This window comes from Pseudomonas sp. Leaf15, from assembly GCF_001421425.1.
Taxonomy (GTDB): domain Bacteria; phylum Pseudomonadota; class Gammaproteobacteria; order Pseudomonadales; family Pseudomonadaceae; genus Aquipseudomonas; species Aquipseudomonas salomonii.
The window spans coordinates 40,450-59,781 of sequence record NZ_LMKI01000002.1; the positions used below are offsets into that span (position 1 = coordinate 40,450).

At 60.9% G+C, this 19,332-nt stretch carries 18 protein-coding genes; 7 read left to right on the forward strand and 11 right to left on the reverse strand.

The window, feature by feature from the left end; genetic code table 11:
* Positions 1 to 95 precede the first annotated feature (95 nt).
* Together ASE80_RS03445 and ASE80_RS03450 are read right to left on the reverse strand one after the other, a co-directional pair.
* Positions 96 to 1,286, reverse strand: a complete 1,191-nt coding sequence (locus tag ASE80_RS03445; RefSeq protein WP_056857675.1) for a Bcr/CflA family efflux MFS transporter — start codon at positions 1,284 to 1,286, stop codon at positions 96 to 98.
* Positions 1,287 to 1,414: 128 nt separating this feature from the next.
* Positions 1,415 to 2,611: a class I SAM-dependent rRNA methyltransferase gene (locus tag ASE80_RS03450; protein ID WP_003213799.1), complete on the reverse strand. Its 1,197-nt coding sequence runs from the start codon at positions 2,609 to 2,611 to the stop codon at positions 1,415 to 1,417.
* A 293-nt stretch (positions 2,612 to 2,904) separates the two neighbouring features.
* On the opposite strand from ASE80_RS03450, the gene ASE80_RS03455 reads away from it, so the two are divergent.
* Both ASE80_RS03455 and mutM read left to right on the forward strand, forming a co-directional pair.
* Positions 2,905 to 3,717: an HDOD domain-containing protein gene (locus tag ASE80_RS03455; RefSeq protein ID WP_177336504.1), complete on the forward strand. Its 813-nt coding sequence runs from the start codon at positions 2,905 to 2,907 to the stop codon at positions 3,715 to 3,717.
* 21 nt (positions 3,718 to 3,738) lie between these two features.
* Positions 3,739 to 4,551, forward strand: a complete 813-nt coding sequence (gene mutM, locus ASE80_RS03460; protein WP_017139476.1) for a bifunctional DNA-formamidopyrimidine glycosylase/DNA-(apurinic or apyrimidinic site) lyase — start codon at positions 3,739 to 3,741, stop codon at positions 4,549 to 4,551.
* 123 nt (positions 4,552 to 4,674) lie between these two features.
* On the opposite strand, the gene ASE80_RS03465 is transcribed toward mutM, so the two are convergent.
* The 5 genes from ASE80_RS03465 to ASE80_RS03485 form a co-directional block, all read right to left on the reverse strand.
* On the reverse strand, positions 4,675 to 4,926 hold the full coding sequence (locus ASE80_RS03465) for a YfhL family 4Fe-4S dicluster ferredoxin (RefSeq protein WP_003213796.1): 252 nt from the start codon (positions 4,924 to 4,926) through the stop codon (positions 4,675 to 4,677).
* Between the two features lie 276 nt (positions 4,927 to 5,202).
* Entirely contained in the window at positions 5,203 to 5,682 is a 480-nt protein-coding gene (coaD, locus tag ASE80_RS03470; RefSeq protein WP_003195136.1) for a pantetheine-phosphate adenylyltransferase, read from the reverse strand.
* A gap of 103 nt (positions 5,683 to 5,785) precedes the next feature.
* Positions 5,786 to 7,381 (reverse strand): GMC family oxidoreductase, encoded by a 1,596-nt coding sequence (locus ASE80_RS03475; RefSeq protein ID WP_056857677.1) that lies wholly within the window; start codon positions 7,379 to 7,381, stop codon positions 5,786 to 5,788.
* 85 nt (positions 7,382 to 7,466) lie between these two features.
* Positions 7,467 to 8,012, reverse strand: coding sequence for a hypothetical protein (locus tag ASE80_RS03480; RefSeq protein WP_056857678.1), 546 nt, complete (start codon positions 8,010 to 8,012; stop codon positions 7,467 to 7,469).
* 28 nt (positions 8,013 to 8,040) lie between these two features.
* On the reverse strand, positions 8,041 to 9,468 hold the full coding sequence (locus tag ASE80_RS03485; protein WP_056857679.1) for a coniferyl aldehyde dehydrogenase: 1,428 nt from the start codon (positions 9,466 to 9,468) through the stop codon (positions 8,041 to 8,043).
* Positions 9,469 to 9,614: 146 nt separating this feature from the next.
* Between ASE80_RS03485 and ASE80_RS03490 the strand changes: the two genes are divergently transcribed.
* Both ASE80_RS03490 and ASE80_RS03495 read left to right on the forward strand, forming a co-directional pair.
* A complete protein-coding gene (locus ASE80_RS03490) occupies positions 9,615 to 10,286 on the forward strand; it encodes a TetR/AcrR family transcriptional regulator (RefSeq protein WP_025859550.1) in 672 nt (223 codons plus the stop codon).
* A 33-nt stretch (positions 10,287 to 10,319) separates the two neighbouring features.
* Entirely contained in the window at positions 10,320 to 11,174 is an 855-nt protein-coding gene (locus tag ASE80_RS03495) for a sulfurtransferase (protein WP_056857680.1), read from the forward strand.
* 153 nt (positions 11,175 to 11,327) lie between these two features.
* Here the strand turns inward: ASE80_RS03495 and ASE80_RS03500 are convergent, their stop codons facing one another.
* The 4 genes from ASE80_RS03500 to ASE80_RS03515 all read right to left on the reverse strand — a co-directional run bounded on the left by ASE80_RS03500 (position 11,328) and on the right by ASE80_RS03515 (position 15,860).
* Positions 11,328 to 12,323, reverse strand: coding sequence for a hydrolase (locus ASE80_RS03500; protein ID WP_056857681.1), 996 nt, complete (start codon positions 12,321 to 12,323; stop codon positions 11,328 to 11,330).
* Positions 12,324 to 12,404: 81 nt separating this feature from the next.
* Complete coding sequence (gene rsmD / locus ASE80_RS03505; RefSeq protein WP_056857682.1) at positions 12,405 to 13,022, reverse strand: 16S rRNA (guanine(966)-N(2))-methyltransferase RsmD; 618 nt, start codon at positions 13,020 to 13,022, stop codon at positions 12,405 to 12,407.
* Entirely contained in the window at positions 13,022 to 14,512 is a 1,491-nt protein-coding gene (locus ASE80_RS03510; protein WP_056857683.1) for a M16 family metallopeptidase, read from the reverse strand. Before ASE80_RS03510 ends, rsmD begins: the two co-directional genes overlap by 1 nt.
* Positions 14,505 to 15,860, reverse strand: a complete 1,356-nt coding sequence (locus ASE80_RS03515) for a M16 family metallopeptidase (protein WP_056857684.1) — start codon at positions 15,858 to 15,860, stop codon at positions 14,505 to 14,507. Before ASE80_RS03515 ends, ASE80_RS03510 begins: the two co-directional genes overlap by 8 nt.
* A 338-nt stretch (positions 15,861 to 16,198) precedes the next feature.
* Here ASE80_RS03515 and ftsY point away from each other — a divergent pair, with 338 nt between their 5' ends.
* The 3 genes from ftsY to ftsX are packed head-to-tail and all read left to right on the forward strand — an operon-like array spanning position 16,199 to position 19,292.
* Positions 16,199 to 17,605, forward strand: a complete 1,407-nt coding sequence (gene ftsY, locus ASE80_RS03520) for a signal recognition particle-docking protein FtsY (RefSeq protein ID WP_056857685.1) — start codon at positions 16,199 to 16,201, stop codon at positions 17,603 to 17,605.
* A complete protein-coding gene (ftsE, locus tag ASE80_RS03525) occupies positions 17,602 to 18,273 on the forward strand; it encodes a cell division ATP-binding protein FtsE (protein ID WP_003213784.1) in 672 nt (223 codons plus the stop codon). The genes ftsY and ftsE overlap by 4 nt, the downstream gene beginning before the upstream one ends.
* Entirely contained in the window at positions 18,270 to 19,292 is a 1,023-nt protein-coding gene (gene ftsX / locus ASE80_RS03530) for a permease-like cell division protein FtsX (protein ID WP_056857686.1), read from the forward strand. Before ftsE ends, ftsX begins: the two co-directional genes overlap by 4 nt.
* Positions 19,293 to 19,332: the final 40 nt, after the last annotated feature.

Sequence of the window (19,332 nt, forward strand, 5' to 3'; positions counted from 1 at the left end):
AGCTCATAAACCCGCCGGGGGATGACTGGCGATGAATAGGCCGATTCTACACCGCTGGCGGCTGGAGGGAATGACCGAAACCGTGAAGATAGCGGCTACAGGACGTGTGGGCGGTGTTTGGCCCAGCCGTTCAACCCCAGGCCGAGCGTGCTCAACAGCAAAAAGCAGAGCCCGAGGGTGGTGCTCAGGTTGTGCGTCAAGGTACTGACCAAGGCACTGATCAGGCCGCCGGCAATGAAGATCACCACCGTCGTGGCCGAAGCGGCTGCACCGGCCGATTGGGGGAAGAGGTTCATGGCCCTGGAGTTTGAGATCGGCCGGGTGATGGTGGTGCCGGCCGTACAGATCAGCATGGGAATCAAAATGGTCCAGACGGATGTACCGTTGCCATTGTCCAGAAACAACATGACCACGCCGGATATCGCAATTAACCCCAAGCCCATCGCGATTTGGGTGTTGGCCAGCATCCGTCTGTTCAACCAGCCTGCAGCCAGCCCGCCGAATACATAAGCCGCGCCATACAGCAGCAAGACCAGCGAATACTGATAAGGCGACAGCCCTAGCTGATCCATGAAAATGATGGGAGAGATTACGATAAATGAAAAATGGCACGCGAAGGTGATGCCGGAAATCGTGGCGTAACTGACGAAATGGCGGTCTGAAAATATCTTCGCGTAACCTCTGAGAATGTTGTGATTCGTTGCGCGAGCCACAGGCTGGGTGTCGCTGAGCAGCCGATAGGTCATAAACATGAGCAATAAGGCGAAGGCGGTAAATACATAAAAACTGGTCTGCCAGCCCCCGTGCAATTGCAGCCATGCGCCCACCAACGGCGAGATCGAAATGAAAATGCCGCCAGCGGTCACAATGGCGATCCGCAGCCGTTCCTGCTCCTTGCCGACAAACAAATCCTGAACCAGCGCCTGGGACAGTACAAAGCCGCCGCACCCAATGGCTTGAATGACGCGAAAGAGCAGGAACTGCGAATAGTCATTGGCGGCTATGCAGCCGACGGCGCCGCCAATTGCCACGGTCATGCTGCCCAGTAGCAGTTTCTTGCGGCCTATCCTGTCGGATAACGGCCCTATCCACAGTAATGAGCAAGAAAAGCCAATCGCGAACAGGCTGACGGATCGAGCGATATCCACCGTTGTGGTTTGAAAGTGCTCGGCAAGTGCGGGAAAGGAAGGGAGAACGACATCGAGGGGAAATACGCCCAGCAGCGTCATGATCATCAGCAAAGCGACGAGAAACGGCTTTTGTACAGGCTTGGCGGCAGTGGGCATGTGCGTGGACTCTATTCCTTGAGAGGGTCGAGGATCGAGTCTGCAGCGAGTAAAGTCAAAGCAAGAGAGGGGATGAAAGTTCCTGAATTCCTGTAGGAGCCTGCTGGCTCCTACAGTCATCTTCAGCATCAGCTATTGGGCAACAACCGGCACGTAATGCTCTTGATATAACGCGTCTCGGCAATCGCCGGGTGCACCGGATGGTCCGGGCCCTGGCCGCCGCGTTCGAGCATCTGGATATTGCGGTCCAGGTGGCGGGCGCTGGTCAGCAGGATGTTTTGCAGGTCGTCTTCCGGCAGGTGCATCGAGCAAGAGGCGCTGACCAGGATGCCGTCCTTGCTGAGCAGGCGCATGGCTTGCTCGTTCAGGCGGCGGTAGGCGCCTTCGCCGTTTTTCATGTCTTTTTTGCGTTTGATGAAGGCCGGTGGGTCGGCGACGATCACGTCGAAGCGTTCTTCGCTGGCTTTCAGTTCTTTGAGGGCTTCGAACACGTCGCCTTCGATGCAGGTCATCTTCTCGGCAACACCGTTCAGCGCAGCGTTGCGCTCTACGCCGTCGAGGGCGAAGGCCGAGGCGTCGACGCAGAACACTTCACTGGCACCAAAGGCCGCAGCTTGCACGCCCCAGCCGCCGATGTAGCTGTAAAGGTCGAGTACGCGTTTGCCTTTGGCATACGGGGCCAGGCGGGCGCGGTTCATGCGGTGGTCGTAGAACCAGCCGGTTTTCTGGCCCTGGATCACCGGGGCTTCGAATTTCACGCCGTTTTCTTCCAGCGCGACCCACTCCGGCACCAGGCCGAACACGGTCTCGACGTAGCGGTTGAGGCCTTCGGCGTCGCGCGCGGCGGAGTCGTTTTTGAACAGGATGCCGCTTGGCTTGAGCACTTGGGTCAACGCGGCGATCACGTCTTCCTTATGGGCTTCCATGGTCGCCGAGGCGATCTGCACCACCAGGATGTCGCCGAAACGGTCGACCACCAGGCCCGGCAACAGGTCGGAATCACCGTAGACCAGACGGTAGAACGGCTTGTCGAACAGGCGGTCACGCAGGGACAGCGCGACGTTGATGCGGTGCACCAGCAGCGACTTGTCCAGCGGCAACTTGATGTCGCGCGACAGCAGACGGGCGCAGATCAGGTTGTTCGGGCTCATGGCCACGATGCCCAACGTCTTGCCGCCGGCCGCTTCCAGGATAGCCTGGTCGCCTGCCTGGAAGCCGTGAAGTGGGGTGGCGGCCACGTCGATTTCGTTGCTGTAGACCCACAGGTGGCCGTTGCGCAAACGACGATCGGCGTTGGCTTTGAGACGCAGGCTTGGCAGGGACATGACGTCGCTCCGGAAAAAAGAGCGGGAGTATACCCTGTTGTGCGGCTGTTCTGTGGGAGCTGGCTTGCCTGCGATGCGGACGGCGCGGTGTATCTGACGTACGGCGGTGATGCTATCGCAGCGGTGCGGCGACCCGACAAGCCAGCTCCCACATTTGATCTCATTTCAAACCGGTTTTTGAGGTGTCGGTGAGCTTCCCATAGAGGTTAGAATTCACGCCTAGTCCAGAGTGTGTATTTATGTCCCCAGAGCTTTCCGCCGAGCAGATCCAACAGGCCCTGCAAGGCATCAGCGTGCCGCCTCAACCGCAAATCATGGTGGATTTGCAGATGGAGCAGTACATGCCCGACCCGGACCTGGAAGTGATCGCGCGGTTGATCTCCCAGGACCCGGGCCTGTCCGGCGCGCTGCTGAAGATCGTCAACTCGCCGTATTACGGCCTGAGCAACAAGATCGCCTCGATCCAGCGGGCGGTGAACCTGCTGGGCAGTCGCTCGGTCATCAACCTGATCAACGCGCAGTCGATCAAAGGCGAGATGAGTGACGACACCATCGTTACGCTCAACCGCTTCTGGGACACCGCCCAGGACGTGGCCATGACCTGCCTGACCCTGGCCAAGCGCACCGGCTCGCAAACGGTCGACGAGGCCTACGCCTTGGGCTTGTTCCACGATTGCGGCGTGCCGCTGATGCTCAAGCGCTTCCCCAATTACATGACGGTGCTGGAGCAGGCCTACGCCAATGCCGGCCCGGATTGCCGGGTGGTCGACACCGAGAACCACGCGTTCAACACCAACCATGCCGTGGTGGGTTACTACACCGCCAAATCCTGGCGCCTGCCGGAGCATGTGACCGACGCGATCGCCAACCACCACAATGCCCTGGCGATTTTCAGCGATGAGTCATCGCGCAACCCGCAACTTAAGAACCTGCTGGCGATCCTCAAGATGGCCGAGCACATCTGCTCGTCCTGCCGCGTGCTGGGTAACCAGTCGGCGGACCATGAGTGGGATGCCATCGGCCATCTGGTGCTGGATTATGTGGGCCTGTCGGACTACGACTTTGAAAGCCTGAAGCTGTCCATTCGCGAACTGGGCGCCCACTGATCCTTTAATCAAGAGGTACACATGCCCGAGTTACCCGAAGTCGAAACTACCCGTCGCGGGATTGCGCCGCATTTGGAAGGCCAACGCGTCAGCCGTGTGGTGGTGCGCGAACGGCGCTTGCGCTGGCCGATCCCGGAAGACCTGGATGTGCGCCTCTCGGGGCAGCGCATCGTGCTGGTGGAGCGGCGGGCCAAGTACCTGTTGATCAACGCCGAAGTGGGCACGTTGATCAGCCATTTGGGGATGTCGGGCAATTTGCGTTTGGTGGAAGTCGGCTTGCCGGCGCTCAAGCATGAGCATGTGGACATCGAGCTCGAATCTGGCCTGGCGCTGCGCTATACCGACCCTCGGCGTTTCGGTGCGATGCTCTGGAGCCAGGACCCGCACAACCACGAACTGCTGCTGCGGCTGGGGCCGGAGCCGCTGACCGACCTGTTCGATGGCGAGCGTCTGTTTCAGCTGTCGCGTGGCAAGTCGATGGCGGTGAAGCCGTTCATCATGGACAACGCGGTGGTGGTGGGCGTGGGCAATATCTATGCGACGGAAGCGTTGTTTGCGGCGGGGATCGATCCGCGTCGGGCTGCGGGCGGTATCTCACGCGGGCGCTACTTGAAGCTGGCGATCGAGATCAAGCGCGTGCTGGCGGCGGCCATCGAGCGGGGCGGCACTACGTTGCGGGACTTTATCGGCGGCGACGGGCAACCGGGGTATTTCCAGCAGGAACTGTACGTCTACGGCCGGGGCGGCGAGGCGTGCAAGGTCTGCGGGAGCGAGTTGCGCAATGTGGTGCTGGGGCAACGGGCGAGTGTGTTTTGCCCCAAGTGCCAGAGCTGAGTGCCGGGTGATGGCTGATGTCGCCATCGCAGGCAAGCCAGCTCCCACATTTGAATGTATTCACCACTCTAAATGTGGGAGCTGGATTGCCTGCGATGAGGCCTTTACTGGCAATAAATAACTTCAGGCCTTGCCGGTAATCAACCGGTACTTCTCCATCAACTGCTCTTCCGTTTCCGGATGGGCTTCATCCAGCGGAATGCAATCCACCGGGCACACTTGCTGGCACTGAGGTTCGTCGTAGTGGCCGACGCACTGGGTGCACAGGTTGGGGTCGATCACGTAGATCTCTTCGCCCTGGGAAATCGCAGCGTTCGGGCACTCGGGTTCGCAGACGTCGCAGTTGATGCAATCGTCGGTGATGATCAGGGACATGGAAACTCCTGCCAGGGCTGTCAGCCAGGGCATCTGAAAACTAATGCGCGCAATTGTGCCGCATTGGCGCCCGCAGTGCGAGCCGGTCTGACTTGCGGCCTTTGATTTTGTGGCGAGCGGGCTTGCCCCGCGTTGGGGCGCGTAGCGGCCCCAAAACCAGGCGCCATGGTTCTTGCTGAAACTACGTGGTGTCTTTATATCAGGGCTGCTTCGCAGCCCAACGCGGGGCAAGCCCGCTCGCCACAACAAGCCCGCTCGGCGCAAAACACGCTACTTTTACTTCTTGAAGCGCAGGGTCAGCGCATCGGCCACGGCGGGGTGCACAAACTTGGTGATATCTCCGCCCAAAGCGGCAATTTCACGCACCAACGTCGAGGAAATGAACGAGTAGCGCTCCGATGGCGTGAGGAACAGGCTTTCCACGTCCGGCGCCAGTTGGCGGTTCATGTTGGCCAGCTGGAATTCGTATTCGAAATCCGACACCGCGCGCAGGCCACGCAGGAACACATTGGCGTTCTGCTCTTTGGCGAAGTGCGCGAGCAACGTGGAAAAGCCCACCACTTCCACGTTGGGCAGGTGCTTGGTGACCTCCTGCGCCAGCTCCACGCGCTGTTCCAGGGGAAACAGCGGGTTTTTCTTGGGGCTGGCCGCGACCGCGATGATCACATGGTCGAACAAGCGAGACGCACGTTCGACCAGATCGCCATGGCCTTTGGTAATCGGGTCGAAGGTTCCTGGGTACAACACTCGGTTCATCGCGTCGTCCTGGCGGAGTCCGTTGGGGAACCGGATGGTATCGCAGCATGCCCGGTGGGCCAAGTCGACTTATGTAGATAGATACCGTGAATACCCGGTTTTTTCATGCCGTTTTCAGACGTTCGGCCAATGCCGTCGCCAGTTGCGCAGTCAGCCCGTACACCGATAATTGCGGGTTGGCGCCAATGCTGGTGGGGAACAGCGAGCCGTCGTGGATCGACAGGTTACGCAATTGATGATGGCGACCGAGGCTGTCGGCCACCGCGTTTTTCGGGTCTTCGCCCATGGCGCAACCGCCCATCACATGGGCGCTGCCCAGCGTGGTGCGGTGCAGTTCCAGGCTCAACCCGTCGATCAGGCTGCGTGCCTCGGCCAGGGTATTTACGTAGCGTGCATCGTGATGCAACGGCTTGACCGACTTGGCGCCCGCCGCGAACTGAATCTCGGCCATGGTATGAAACGCACGGCGCAGGCCATCCCAGGCGTAATCGGAGACCTGATAGTCGAGCACCGGCGTGCCGTCGCCACGTAATTCCACCGTGCCGCCGGGGCTGTCGGGGTGGAAACCGTCGCGCAGCAGGGCGAGCATGGCGTGGGTGTGGGGCAACTGGCTCATGTCCAGCGCGTTTGCGGTGCCATAGCCACCGAACAGGGTGCTGGCCAGGCCGGGATGCAGCGGCGGCGCCTCCAGCTTGTAGGACATTTTGCCGGTGGTGCCGTCCTGCCACTGGAAGTGGTCGGAATAGATCGACTGCGGCGCGCCATAGAACGGATTGATCACCTCGTCGAACTGCCCGGCGGAGAAATTCACCAGGTGCAGGAAGGTACGCTTGCCCAGCCGCGAATGCGGGTCGGGCGCGCTCGAGCGCATCAACAGCGCCGGGCTGTTGATGCCGCCGCCCGCCAGCACGTAATGCTTGGCCTTGACCGTGATTTTGCGCCCGGTAGGCGCCACGCAACGCTCATCCATGGCCACACATTCAAGGCTGCTGATGGTGTCGCCGCTGTATTTCAGGTGCTCGGCGCGGGCCAGGTAGAGCAGTTCGCCGCCGTTTTCCAGGGTGGAGGGAATGGTGGTTACCAGCATCGATTGCTTGGCGTTGACCGGGCACCCCATGCCGCAATAGCCCAGGTTGAAGCAGCCGCGCACGTTGCGTGGGATCACGTGCCAGCTATAGCCGAGCTTTTCGCAGCCTTTGCGGATCACATCATTGTTGGCATTCGGTGGAATGGCCCAGGGGGCGATGCCCAGGCGTTGTTCCATCTTTTCGAACCATGGCGCCATCTCGGCGCTGCTGTGGCCTTTGACCGCGTATTCACTGGCCCAGTGGGCGAGGGTGGCGTCGGGCGTGCGAAAGCTCGAGGTCCAGTTGATCAGCGTGGTGCCGCCGACGGCACGGCCCTGCAGGATAGTAATCGCGCCGTCCTTGCTCATGCGGCCGATGCCTTCCTGATAGAGGCTGGCGTAGGCTTCGTCTTCGAGCAGCTTGAAGTCGCTGCTGGTCTTGAGCGGGCCTTCTTCGATCAGCAGCACTTTGTAGCCCGCAGCACTGAGGATCTCGGCGGTGGTGCCGCCACCCGCGCCACTGCCGATGATGGCCACGTCGGCTTCCAGGGTCAGGTCATTGCTGAGGGCCGCGCCATTGTGGGTTTTCCAGCCACGGGCCAGGCCATCGCGGAACAGATCGGGTACGGGCATAGAAGTGCACTCTTATTTTTATACGAAGTTGCATTCAGTGTGGGAGCTGGCAAGCCAGCTCCCACATTGGGTCAGGTTGTCAGGTTTAGATCTTCGGTGGGCCGGGGTAGCCGCAATGCGCCCAGGACGCCGGTCGGAAGTACCAGGCCATGATCACCAGCTTGAGCAGCGAGCCCTGGCCCATGCGCAGCAGGTTCAGGTAGCTGTTTTCCCAGCGGTGCAGGAAGTTGCGGATCTGATCGCTGCTGGCGTTTTCCCAACTGCCCCAAATGCCGGTCAGCGGGCCACGGGTGATGCCCATGCTCAGCACGTCGAACAGTTGCTGGGTGAGCTTGAACATCTCCGGCGACAGGTTTTGCAGGCTGTAGTCGAGTTTTTTCAGGGTGTCTTCGATGCCGGCGACCACGTCCTGGGCGCTGGCCGCGCCTTCGAGCAGCACCGGGATGATTGCGCGCAAAAACGGCAAGTCACTGCTGCGCAGCATGGCAAAGCCACTGGCCGGGGTACTGCTGGAACAGCCGCTGAGGCTGGCCCCCAAGCCGGCGGTGGCCAGGAACGCACTGGCGCACAGGCCGATTTTCAGGACGCCGCGCCGTGACAGCGCAGGTGTTTCAGTCAGGCTAGGGTTCATTCTTATTGTTATCCCGAGGGTGGCGGAATCAGCGGATAAACAGCTTCTGGATCAACTTCTGGATGGCTTTGCCGTAAGGCGGATAGATCAGTTTCGCCGCGTTCAGGCGCTGTTTGACCAACACGCCTTTGGCCTTGCTGAACGTGAGAAAACCTTCATGGCCGTGGTAATGGCCCATGCCCGACGGGCCGATGCCGCCAAAGGGCATGTCGTCCTGCGCCACATGCAGCAGCGTGTCGTTGAGGCAAACACCGCCGGAATGGGTTTCGTGGAGCACGCGGTTCTGTTCGCCCTTGTTGTAGCCGAAGTAATAAAGGGCCAGTGGGCGAGGGCGCTGGTTGATGTAGGCAAACGCCTGGTCGAGTCCTCGATAAGGCACGATCGGCAGTAGAGGACCGAAGATTTCGTCCTGCATCACCGTCATCTCGTCGCTGACATTCAGCAACAGGCTATGGGCCATACGCCGTGCCTGGTCTTGGTCATACAGCGCAATCACGGTGGCGCCCTTGTCGGTGGCGTCTTTGACGTAGGCATTGAGCCGGGCCTGTTGCCGCTCATTGATGATGGCGGTGTAGTCCGGGTTGTCGGCCAGGGTCGGATAGAACCCGCGAACAGCATTGCTGTAGGCTTCGACGAAACCGTCAACGCGGTCTTCCGGCACCAGCACGTAGTCGGGTGCCACGCAGGTTTGCCCGGCATTCAGGCATTTGCCGAAGGCGATGCGCTCGGCGGCGTCCTTGAGTGGCACATCGGCGGAAACAATAGCCGGCGACTTGCCACCCAGTTCCAGAGTGACCGGTGTCAGGTGCTCGGCGGCAGCGCGCATCACATGCTTGCCGATGCTGGTGGCGCCAGTGAACAGCAGGTGATCGAAGCGCAGTTTGGAAAATGCCATGCCCACTTCGGCTTCGCCCAGCACCACGCACACCAGGTCTTCGGGGAAAATCTTCGCCAGCAGCGCCTTAAGCAGTTCGCCCGTGGCGGGCGTGGATTCGCTAAGTTTGAGCATCACCCGGTTTCCCGCCGCCAACGCCCCGACCAACGGGCCAATGGCCAGGTACAACGGGTAATTCCAGGGCACAATCACCCCGACTACACCCAGCGGCTGGTAGATGACTTTGGCTGAGGCCGGTTGGAAGGCAATGCCTACCGCGCGCCGGGAAGGTTTCATCCAGCCTTTGAGGTGTTTGCTGGCGTAGTGAATGCCATGCAGGCTGGGCATCAATTCGGCGAACAGCGTTTCGTCTGCGCTGCGGTGGCTGAAGTCCTGGCTGATGGCATTGATCAATGCCTGGCGTTCGTCGCTGAGCACATCGCGTAAGGCCTTTAGCCATTGCTGGCGCTGTGCAGCGGGCGGCATCGGGTTGGCCGCGTAGGCGCGACGTTGGGCGTCGAACAGGTCCTGGAGTTGATCCAGCGCCTGGGAATCTTGCAGGTAGGCAACGTTGGCAGACATGGCGCAGTTCCCGATTGTTATAGGTCTGCCTGGATTTTTAGAGTCATTGCTCTAAATTGTCAAATGTCATTGCAGTAACATGCGGATTTATCCTGACAAGGATAGGCCGTAAGATGCCCCATCCCGTGTTCAGAAGCTGATCCCCTATGGCACCACGAGTAAAGACCAGCGAGCGCATTGTGCAAACCAGCCTGGAGCTTTTTAACCAGCAGGGTGAGCGCAGCGTCAGTACCAACCATATCGCCGCCCATATGGAAATTTCCCCGGGCAACCTGTACTACCACTTCCCCAACAAGCAGGCGATCATCGCCGTGCTGTTTCGTGAGTACGAAGCGTTGGTGGACAGTTTTCTGCGCCCGCCCCAGGGCCGTGCCGTCACCGTCGAAGACAAGCGCTTTTACCTGCAGGCCGTGCTGGCTGGCATGTGGCGTTATCGCTTCCTGCATCGGGACCTCGAACACCTGCTGGAAAGCGACCCGGAACTGGCCACTGGCTACCGGCGGTTCTCCCAACGCTGCCTGATCCAGGGTGGGGCGATTTACCAAGGGTTTGTCGACGCCGGCATCCTCAATATGGACCCGGTGCAAACCGAGGCCCTGACCCTCAATGCCTGGATCATCCTCACCTCGTGGGTGCGGTTTCTGTGCACCACCAATGAGAACTCCGCGCACTTGAGTGCCGAAGCGATCAAACGCGGTGTGTATCAGGTGCTGGTGCTGGAGGCGGGGTTTGTCACGCCGCAGGCGAAAGAGGCGGTGGATGCGCTGTTCAAAGAGTTTTACGTGCCGTTGAACCAGGCACTGGAAGAAGTGAAGTAGGACCTATCCCGAATCTGTTTACAGGAGCCCGTCATGCCGCTTGCCCAACTGATCAGCCCCCAGCAATTGGCCGAACGCCAGAAGGCCGCAGGGCTGGTGATCCTGGATTGTCGTTTTGCCCTTGAAGACCCGGACTACGGGCTGTGCAGCTATGCCGAAGGGCATATCGAAGGCGCGCAATATGCCGACCTGGAGCGCCACCTCAGTGGCCCGGTGACCAAAGGCGTGACGGGTCGCCACCCGTTACCGGCGGCGGACAGCTTGGTTGCGCAACTGCGGGCCTGGGGCATCCATGCCAGCACCGACATCGTCCTGTACGACGACGGCCCCGGCGCCTATGCCGCCCGCGCCTGGTGGTTGCTGGCCTGGCTGGGTAAGCGCGACGGGGTGTTTATCCTGGACGGTGGCCTCAAGACCTGGCACGCCGCCGGTTTCCCGTTAAGCCTCGATGCGCCGGTGGTTGAGCCGGGAACGTTTGCCGGTAAGCCGGACAACGGCCTGCTGCTGGATGCCGAGCATTTGCAAAAACGCTTGGGCGAACCAGGCCTGACCTTGATCGACGCCCGCGCCCAGGCGCGTTTTCGCGGCGAAGTGGAGCCGATTGACCCGATTGCCGGTCACATTCCCGGTGCGCAATGTGCGGCGTTCAACGAAAACCTGGGCAGTGACGGCCGCTTCCTGCCGGCCGATCAGCTTAAACAGCGCTTCGCCGCGCAGTTGCAGGGCCGCTCACCGGATGAACTGGTGGCGTATTGCGGTTCGGGCGTGACGGCGTGCCACAACTTGTTTGCCTTGAGTTTGGCGGGTTACCCGTTGGGCAAGTTGTATGCGGGGTCGTGGAGTGAGTGGATTACCGATCCCACACGGCAGATTGCTACCGGCGACTGATTGAATAGCCATGTAAACCCAATAAAACTGTGGGAACTGGCTTGTGTGGGAGCTGGCTTGCCTGCGATGAGGGAGTGTCAGTCAGTTAATTATTGGCTGACACACCGCTATCGCAGGCAAGCCAGCTCCCACACAAACCAGCTCCCACATTGTTTAACCGTGTTGTGTCAGTAACCACTGCGGAATGCGACGTTCCAGATAGTAGCTCGGGCGTTTCAACGTGCCATCCACAAACCCCACATGCCCACCCTTGGCCAACAACTCAAACTCGGTGCAATCCGACAGTTCACTGGCCTCGGGCAGGCTATGAGCAAACACGAACGGGTCGTCGGCGGCCTGGATAATCAGGGTTGGCGTGCGGATTTCGCCCAGGTAGTAACGGCTTGAGGCGCGGCGGTAATAGTCCTCGGCACTTAGGAACCCGTGCAGCGGCGCGGTCACCCGGCCGTCGAAGTCCCAGAACGTGCGCATTTTCTCCAATGAGCCCAGGGCTTCCAGGGTTTTCAGCCCTTCGGCCCGGCCATCCTGTACAAAGCGGCTTTGCTTGACGCGGATGTACGCCAACATCTCGCGCATGAAATGCTTTTGATACACCCGCGAAAAACCCAGCCCGATGCGATCGGCGCACTGGTCCAGTCGAAACGGCACCGACACTGCCGCTGCGCCTTGCAGTCCGGATGCCTCGCCGGTTTCGCCCAAGTGCTTGAGCAGCACATTGCCGCCCAACGAATAACCCACCGCATACAGCGGCGCCAAGGGGCGCTTGGCCCGCAGATGGGCAATCGCCGCCGCCAGGTCTTCACTGGCGCCGGAGTGATAGCTGCGTGCCAACAGGTTTGGCTCGCCCGAGCACCCACGCCAATTCAAGGCGGCGCTGGCCCAGCCTTGGGCGGCGAGGGCTTTTTGCAGCCCGGCCACGTAAGGCGAGTTGGACGAGCCGGTCAGCCCGTGCAGCACCAGCACCAATGGCGCTTGCGCGTCATGTGGGCCGTGCCAGTCGAGGTCGAGAAAGTCGCCGTCATCCAGCCACAGGCGTTCGCGTTGGCGTTCGATATGGGTGGTGGGGCGCCACAGCGGACCCCACAGGGTTTGCAAGTGAGGGTTGCCGAGGCCGAAGGCGGGTTTGAACAGTTCAGAGGACGGGATCATGAAACTCTCGGTAACAAGCGGACCCACTGTGGCAATCGAGCTTGTTGTGGCAAGCCCGCTCACTACAACATTTACCTAAGGTTAAGCGGCGCTTTCAACCAACCGATGCCACAACGCGTAGTACACCCGCCCGGACTTCTGCTCCCGGTGCAGGCGCCAGCTGCCCGGCAGGCCGAGGGTAGACGGCGCGGTCTCGCTTTCAGTGTAGATCCACGCATCGGGTGCCAGCCACTGGCGTTCTTCCAGCAACGCACACACCGTCGGCAACAGGTTCTGGTTGAACGGCGGGTCGAGGAACACCACGTCGTATTCGCTGGCCGCCTGGGTTTCCAGGTAGCGCAGCGCGTCGGCGGTCTGCACCTGGCCGGTGGTGCAGCGCAGTGTGCCCAGGTGTTCCTTGAGGCTGGACACCGCCACATTGCTGGCATCCAGCGCCTGGCCCTGGGCCGCGCCACGGGACAGCGCCTCCAGGAACAGCGCGCCACTGCCGGCGAACGGGTCCAGTACCTTGGCGCCGCCGATATACGGCGCGAGCCAGTTGAACAGGGTTTCACGCACGCGGTCCGGCGTTGGGCGCAGGCCCACGACGTCGGGGAAACTCAGCTTGCGGCTGCCCCATTCACCGCCAATGATGCGCAGTTGGCCCACACCGTTATGCACGTTGTGGACAGGTTTTTTCGGGCGAGATGAACTGGCCATTAATGCTCCGGAACCCCGAGCGGCTGCTCGGCGGGTTTATCAGTGGGGGGCGGTAGTGGCTTTTGCGCAATCGTCGGGCCGGCGGTCACGATGACCATCTTGTCGGCGCTCAAGTGTTTATTCATTGCAGCCTTGACCTGCTCTACGGTCAGGGCCTGGGATTGTTTCATGAAATCCTCAAGATAGCTCAGCGGCAGGTTATAGAAACCCATGGCGCCCAGCTGCCCGACGATATCGGCGTTGCTTGCGGTGGACAGCGGGAAGCTGCCGGCCAGCTCACGCTTGGCGTCGTCCAGTTCCTTTTGCGTCGGGCCGGTCTTGAGGTAGTCGGCCAGCACGTCTTCAACCAGGCGCAGGGTGCCGCCGCTCATTTCGGCGCGGGTCTGCAGGTTGATCATGAACGGGCCACGCACCTGCATCGGCGAGAAACCGGAATAAACGCCGTAGGTCAGGCCGCGCTTCTCACGCACTTCGCTCATCAAGCGGGTGCCGAAACCGCCGCCGCCGAGGATCTGGTTGCCCAGGGACAAGGCGGCGTAGTCCGGGTCGGCGCGGTCGATGCCCAGTTGCGCGAACAGCAAATGGGTTTGCTTGGACGGGAACTCGATATGGCTCAGGCCCGCTTTCGGCTCGGTCGGCTGGGCGATCTTGGCCAGGGCCGGGCCTTTGGGCAGCGATGCGGAGACCTTGGCTGTCATGGCCTCAGCTTCGGCGCGAGTCAGATCGCCCACCACGGCAATCACCGCATTGCCCGCTGCGTAAGCCTTGGTGTGGAACGCCTGCAACTGCGCCAGGGTAATCGCCGGAATGCTTTCGGGCGTGCCTTCGCTCGGGTGCGCGTAAGGGTGGTCGCCGTACAAACGCTTGAACAACTCAAGGCTGGCCAGCTTGCCGGGGTTCTGTTTCTGATATTCAAAACCGGCAAGAATCTGGTTCTTGATGCGCGCCAGGGAGTCGGCCGGGAAAGTCGGCTTGCCGATCACTTGGTCAAACAGCGTCAGGGCTGCGTCGCGCTTGTCGCTATCACTCAGGCTGCGCAGGGACACCAACGCCATGTCGCGGTAAGCGCCGTTGCCGAAGTCGGCGCCCAGGCCTTCAAAGCCGCTGGCGATCTGGCTGACATCCTTGCCCGGTATGCCTTCGTTGAGCATGGCGTTGGTCAGCAGCGCCACGCCGGGCGTGTTGCCGTCCTGGCTGCTGCCGGCGGCGAACAGGATGCGCATGTCGAACATCGGCAGTTCGTGAGCTTCGACGAACAGCACCTTGGCGCCCTCGGCGGTGGTCCAGGTTTGCACGTCGAGCTTGCGGTTGGTCGGCGCCTTGCCGTCCAGTTCCGCCAAAGATTGCAGTTTGTTGGCCGATTGCGCCTTGTCCAGCGCCTGGCTGGCCACCGATTCACTCGGGCGCAGGAAGTACACGGCGCTGGCGGCGATCAGGGTGACGACGACCAGGCCGGGGAAGATCAGGCGGCTGCTTTTACGATTACTCATGAGCGGTCTCCTCGGGCAAAACATGGGCGACGCTCAAACGTTCGCGGGTGAAATAAGTACGTGCGGCTTTCTGGATATCTTCCGGGGTGACGCTTTGCAGGTCGGCAAGCTCGGTGTCCATGAGTTTCCAGGACAGGCCGACGGTTTCCAGCGAGCCGATGGCCGTGGCCTGGCTGGTGATGGAATCACGTTGGTAAACCACGCCGGCAATTACTTGGGCGCGGATACGCTCCAGTTCTTCGGTGGTCGGCGGCTTGGCTTTCAGCTCGTCGAGCAAACGCCACAGGCCTGCTTCGGCCTGGGCAATGGTCTTTTTCTTCTGTTGGTTCGGCGTGGCGCTCAATGTGAACAGGCTGTCACCACGGGTATAGGCGTCGTAGCTGGTGGACGCGCCGGAGACCAGTTCTTCACCGCGCTCCAGCTGTTCCGAGATACGCGCGCTGTAGCCGCCATCGAGCAGGGCCGAGAGCAGGCGCAGGGCTTGCACCGAGCGTTTGTCTTCGGCGGTCGCCAGGCCCGGCACGTTGAAACCGAGGATCACGCTCGGCAGTTGGGTCTGCACGTGCAGGGTCAGCAAGCGCTCGCCAGGCTCGGCCAGCTCCAGCGGGATCTTGGCCGGTGGCACGTCACGCTTGGGGATCGGGCCGAAGTAGCGCTGGGCGAGTTTCTTGACCTCGTCCGGCGTCACGTCGCCGACCACCACCAGCGTGGCGTTGTTCGGCACATACCAGGACTGGTACCAGTGGCGCAGTTCTTCCACCTTCATGCGCTCAAGGTCGGCCATCCAGCCGATGGTCGGCGTGTGGTAGCCGCTGGCCGGGTAGGCCATCGCCTTGAAGCGTTCATAGGCCTTGGACATCGGGTTGTCGTCGGTACGCAGGCGGCGTTCTTCCTTGATCACCTCTATTTCGCGGCTGAACTCATCGGCCGGCAGGCGCAGGCTGGCCATGCGGTCGGCTTCCAGCTCGAAAGCCACGCCCAGGCGGTCACGCGCCAGTACCTGGTAGTACGCGGTGTAGTCGTCGCTGGTGAAGGCGTTTTCTTCGGCGCCGAGGTCGCGCAGGATCAGCGAGGCTTCGCCGGGACCGACCTTGGCGCTGCCCTTGAACATCATGTGTTCCAGGGCGTGGGACAAACCGGTCTGGCCCGGGGTTTCGTAGCTCGAGCCGACCTTGTACCAGACCTGGGAAACCACCACTGGCGCACGATGGTCTTCGCGCACGACCACTTTAAGGCCGTTATCGAGGGTGAATTCATGGGTGGGTTGTGGGTCGGCAGCCAAGGCTGAAAGAGGCAGACAAACTGTGCTGAGCAGCAGGCCTGCGGCGCGGCGGGCTAGAGCATTCATTCGTGTTTTAACCTGTTGGGCTACCCGCTTGGTCTTAGCGTCGGCGGGCGAGGAGGTGCTAGGATACTGATCCCGTTTGGACAGGGCCACTATGGCGGTCATCTTGTCCTGGTTTCAGTCGTAGGAATGTAGGAGTTGGCGCTGGGTTTCCCCGACGATCTTCTACTTTTCGCCGATTTTGTCGCTTCAGTCCTTTATTGAAACGATTTGTTGAGGCCTTTATTTACGCCTTACAAAATGTTGCGCATGAACAAGCGAGCGATAACGCAGTCTGTTCTGCATCGAATTTATTTACCGAGGCGCCCTGGCGCATCGCTACTTTGAGATAGCCGTCCTCCATGTTTGGTTCCAACGACGACAAGAAGAGCCCAGCTGCGGCTGGCGAGAAAAAAGGCCTGTTCGGATGGCTGCGCAAAAAGCCGCAGGAAACCGTCGTCGAACAGCCACAGGTTCAGCCTGAGCCGATTCCAGAACCCGTCATAGACGCTGAGCCGCCCGCGCCGGTGGTGTTGCCGATGGCCGAGCCGGTATTGCAACCGGTGGTCGAGGCAGAACCTGCGCCTGAGCCCGAGCACACGCCGTGGCTGGAACTGCCGGTGGCTGAAGAGCCTGTGGCACTGGTTGAAGATGTACAGGCTGAGCACGTCACGCCGCCGATTCCTGCGGTTGTTGAGCCGGTTGCAGTGGTAGTCGAAGCGCCTGCGCCCGTCACTGTTGAGCCTGCGCCTGCGCCAACGCCTATTGTGGTTGCCGCTCCCGCCATTATCGAGGCGCCGGTCGCCACGGAGCCTGTTGTGGCTCCCGTTGAAGCCAGCAAAACCGGGTTCTTCGCCCGCCTCAAGCAAGGCCTGAGCAAAACCAGCGCCAGCATCGGCGAAGGCATGGCCAGCCTGTTCCTGGGCAAGAAGGTTATCGATGACGAACTGCTGGAAGACATCGAAACCCGCCTGCTCACCGCCGACGTGGGCGTTGAAGCCACTGCCGTGATCATCCAGAGCCTGACCCAGAAGGTTGCGCGCAAGCAGCTGACCGACGCCGATGCGCTCTACAAGTCCCTGCAGGCCGAACTGGCTGCGATGCTTAAACCTGTAGAAGCTCCGCTGGTGATCACGCCGAACAAGCCGTTCGTGATTCTGGTCGTTGGCGTCAACGGCGCCGGCAAAACCACCACCATCGGCAAGCTCGCCAAGAAGCTGCAGTCCGAAGGCAAGAAAGTTATGCTCGCCGCCGGCGACACCTTCCGCGCCGCTGCCGTGGAGCAGTTGCAGGTTTGGGGTGAGCGCAACAAGATCCCGGTGATCGCCCAGCACACGGGCGCCGATTCCGCCTCGGTGATCTTCGATGCCGTGCAAGCCGCCAAGGCCCGTAACATCGACGTGTTGATCGCCGATACCGCCGGTCGCCTGCACACCAAAGACAACTTGATGGAAGAGCTGAAGAAAGTGCGCCGCGTGATCGGCAAACTCGACGCCGACGCCCCGCACGAAGTGCTGCTGGTGCTTGACGCCGGTACCGGCCAGAACGCCATCAGCCAGGCCAAACAATTCAACCAGACGGTGCAACTGACCGGCTTGGCATTGACTAAGCTCGACGGCACGGCCAAGGGCGGCGTGATCTTCGCCCTGGCCAAACAGTTCGGGTTGCCGATTCGTTATATCGGTGTCGGTGAAGGTATCGACGACCTGCGCACCTTTGAAGCCGAACCCTTTGTACAGGCACTTTTCGCCGAGCGGGAGCGTTCATGATTCGATTCGAACAGGTCGGTAAACGCTACGCCAACGGGCATGTGGGCTTGCATGAGCTGAGCTTTCGAGTACGGCGTGGCGAGTTTCTGTTTGTAACCGGCCACTCGGGCGCCGGTAAAAGTACGCTGCTGCGGCTGTTGCTGGCGATGGAACGCCCGACCACCGGCAAGTTGCTGCTGGCCGGCCAGGATCTGGCGACCATCAGCAATGCACAGATCCCGTTCCTGCGCCGCCAGATCGGCGTGGTGTTCCAGAACCACCAGTTGCTGTTCGATCGCACGGTGTTCAACAACATTGCCTTGCCGTTGCAGATTCTTGGCTTGTCCAAGGCTGAAATCGTCAAGCGCGTGGATTCGGCCCTGGAGCGCGTGGCGCTGTCGGACAAGACCGACCTGTACCCGGGCGACCTGTCCACCGGCCAGCAACAGCGTGTCGGCATCGCCCGCGCCATTGTCCACCGCCCGGCCTTGCTGCTGGCGGACGAACCTACCGGTAACCTCGACCCGCGTCTGGCGGCTGAGATCATGGGCGTGTTCGAAGACATCAACCGCCTGGGTACCAGCGTATTGATCGCCAGTCACGACCTGGCACTGATCGCCCGTATGCGCCACCGCATGCTGACCCTGCAACGCGGCCGCCTGATTGGCGACGGGGAGGCTGGCGTATGAGTGCGACTCGCAGCCCCAAGGTTTCCGAGCGTGTGGCGCCAAAAGCCGCCGACCCGCAACCGCCGAACAAAAAACGCGACGAAGATGATGGCCCGGATTTCGCCACGCTGCTGCGCGCCTGGATCGAAAGCCATCGCGCCAGCTTGCTCGACAGCCTGCGCCGCCTGGGCAAACAGCCGATCGGCAGCTTTTTCACCTGCCTGGTAATGGCCGTGGCACTGAGCCTGCCGATGGGTTTGTCGCTGCTGCTTAATAATGTGGAGCGCCTGGGCGGTTCCTGGCAGCGCGCGGCGCAGATTTCGCTGTACCTGGAACTCGACACCAGCGCCAAAGATGGCGAGAGCTTGCGCGACGACATCAAGAACCTGCCGGGTGTGGCGGAGGCCGAATACATCAGCCGCGATCAGGCCCTTGAGGAGTTCCAGCAGCAATCCGGCCTGGGTGAGGCGCTTAAAGAGTTGCCGCAGAACCCGCTGCCGGGCGTGGTGCTGGTGACGCCGAACGAAGTCGACAAGCCGGCGCTTGAGGCCCTGCGACAAAAACTCGCAGAGATGCCCAAGGTGCAACAGGCACAACTTGATCTAGTCTGGGTAGAGCGCCTGGCGGCGATTCTCAAGCTGGGCGACCGCTTTGTGTTCGGTCTGACGGTACTGTTGGTGTCTGCATTACTTTTGGTGATAGGTAATACCATTCGTCTTCATATTGAAAACCGCCGCACCGAGATAGAAGTGATTAAACTGGTCGGCGGCACAGACAGCTATGTGCGTAGGCCCTTTCTTTACATGGGCGCGCTTTATGGCTTTGGTGCCGGGATTTTGTCCTGGGGCGTGCTGGCTTTTGGCTTGAACTGGCTGAACGACGCGGTTGTCGGGTTGGCCGGCTTGTACGGCAGCGATTTTGCCCTGGCCGGCGTGCCGGTCGCCGACGGTCTGAGTCTCTTGCTTGGCGCCGTCTTGTTGGGGTATATCGGTGCTTGGATTGCGGTCGCTCGTCATTTACGTGAGCTGGCACCGAAGTAGTTAATGTCAGATTAATGTGGTTTCGTTTGTATTGACCGTA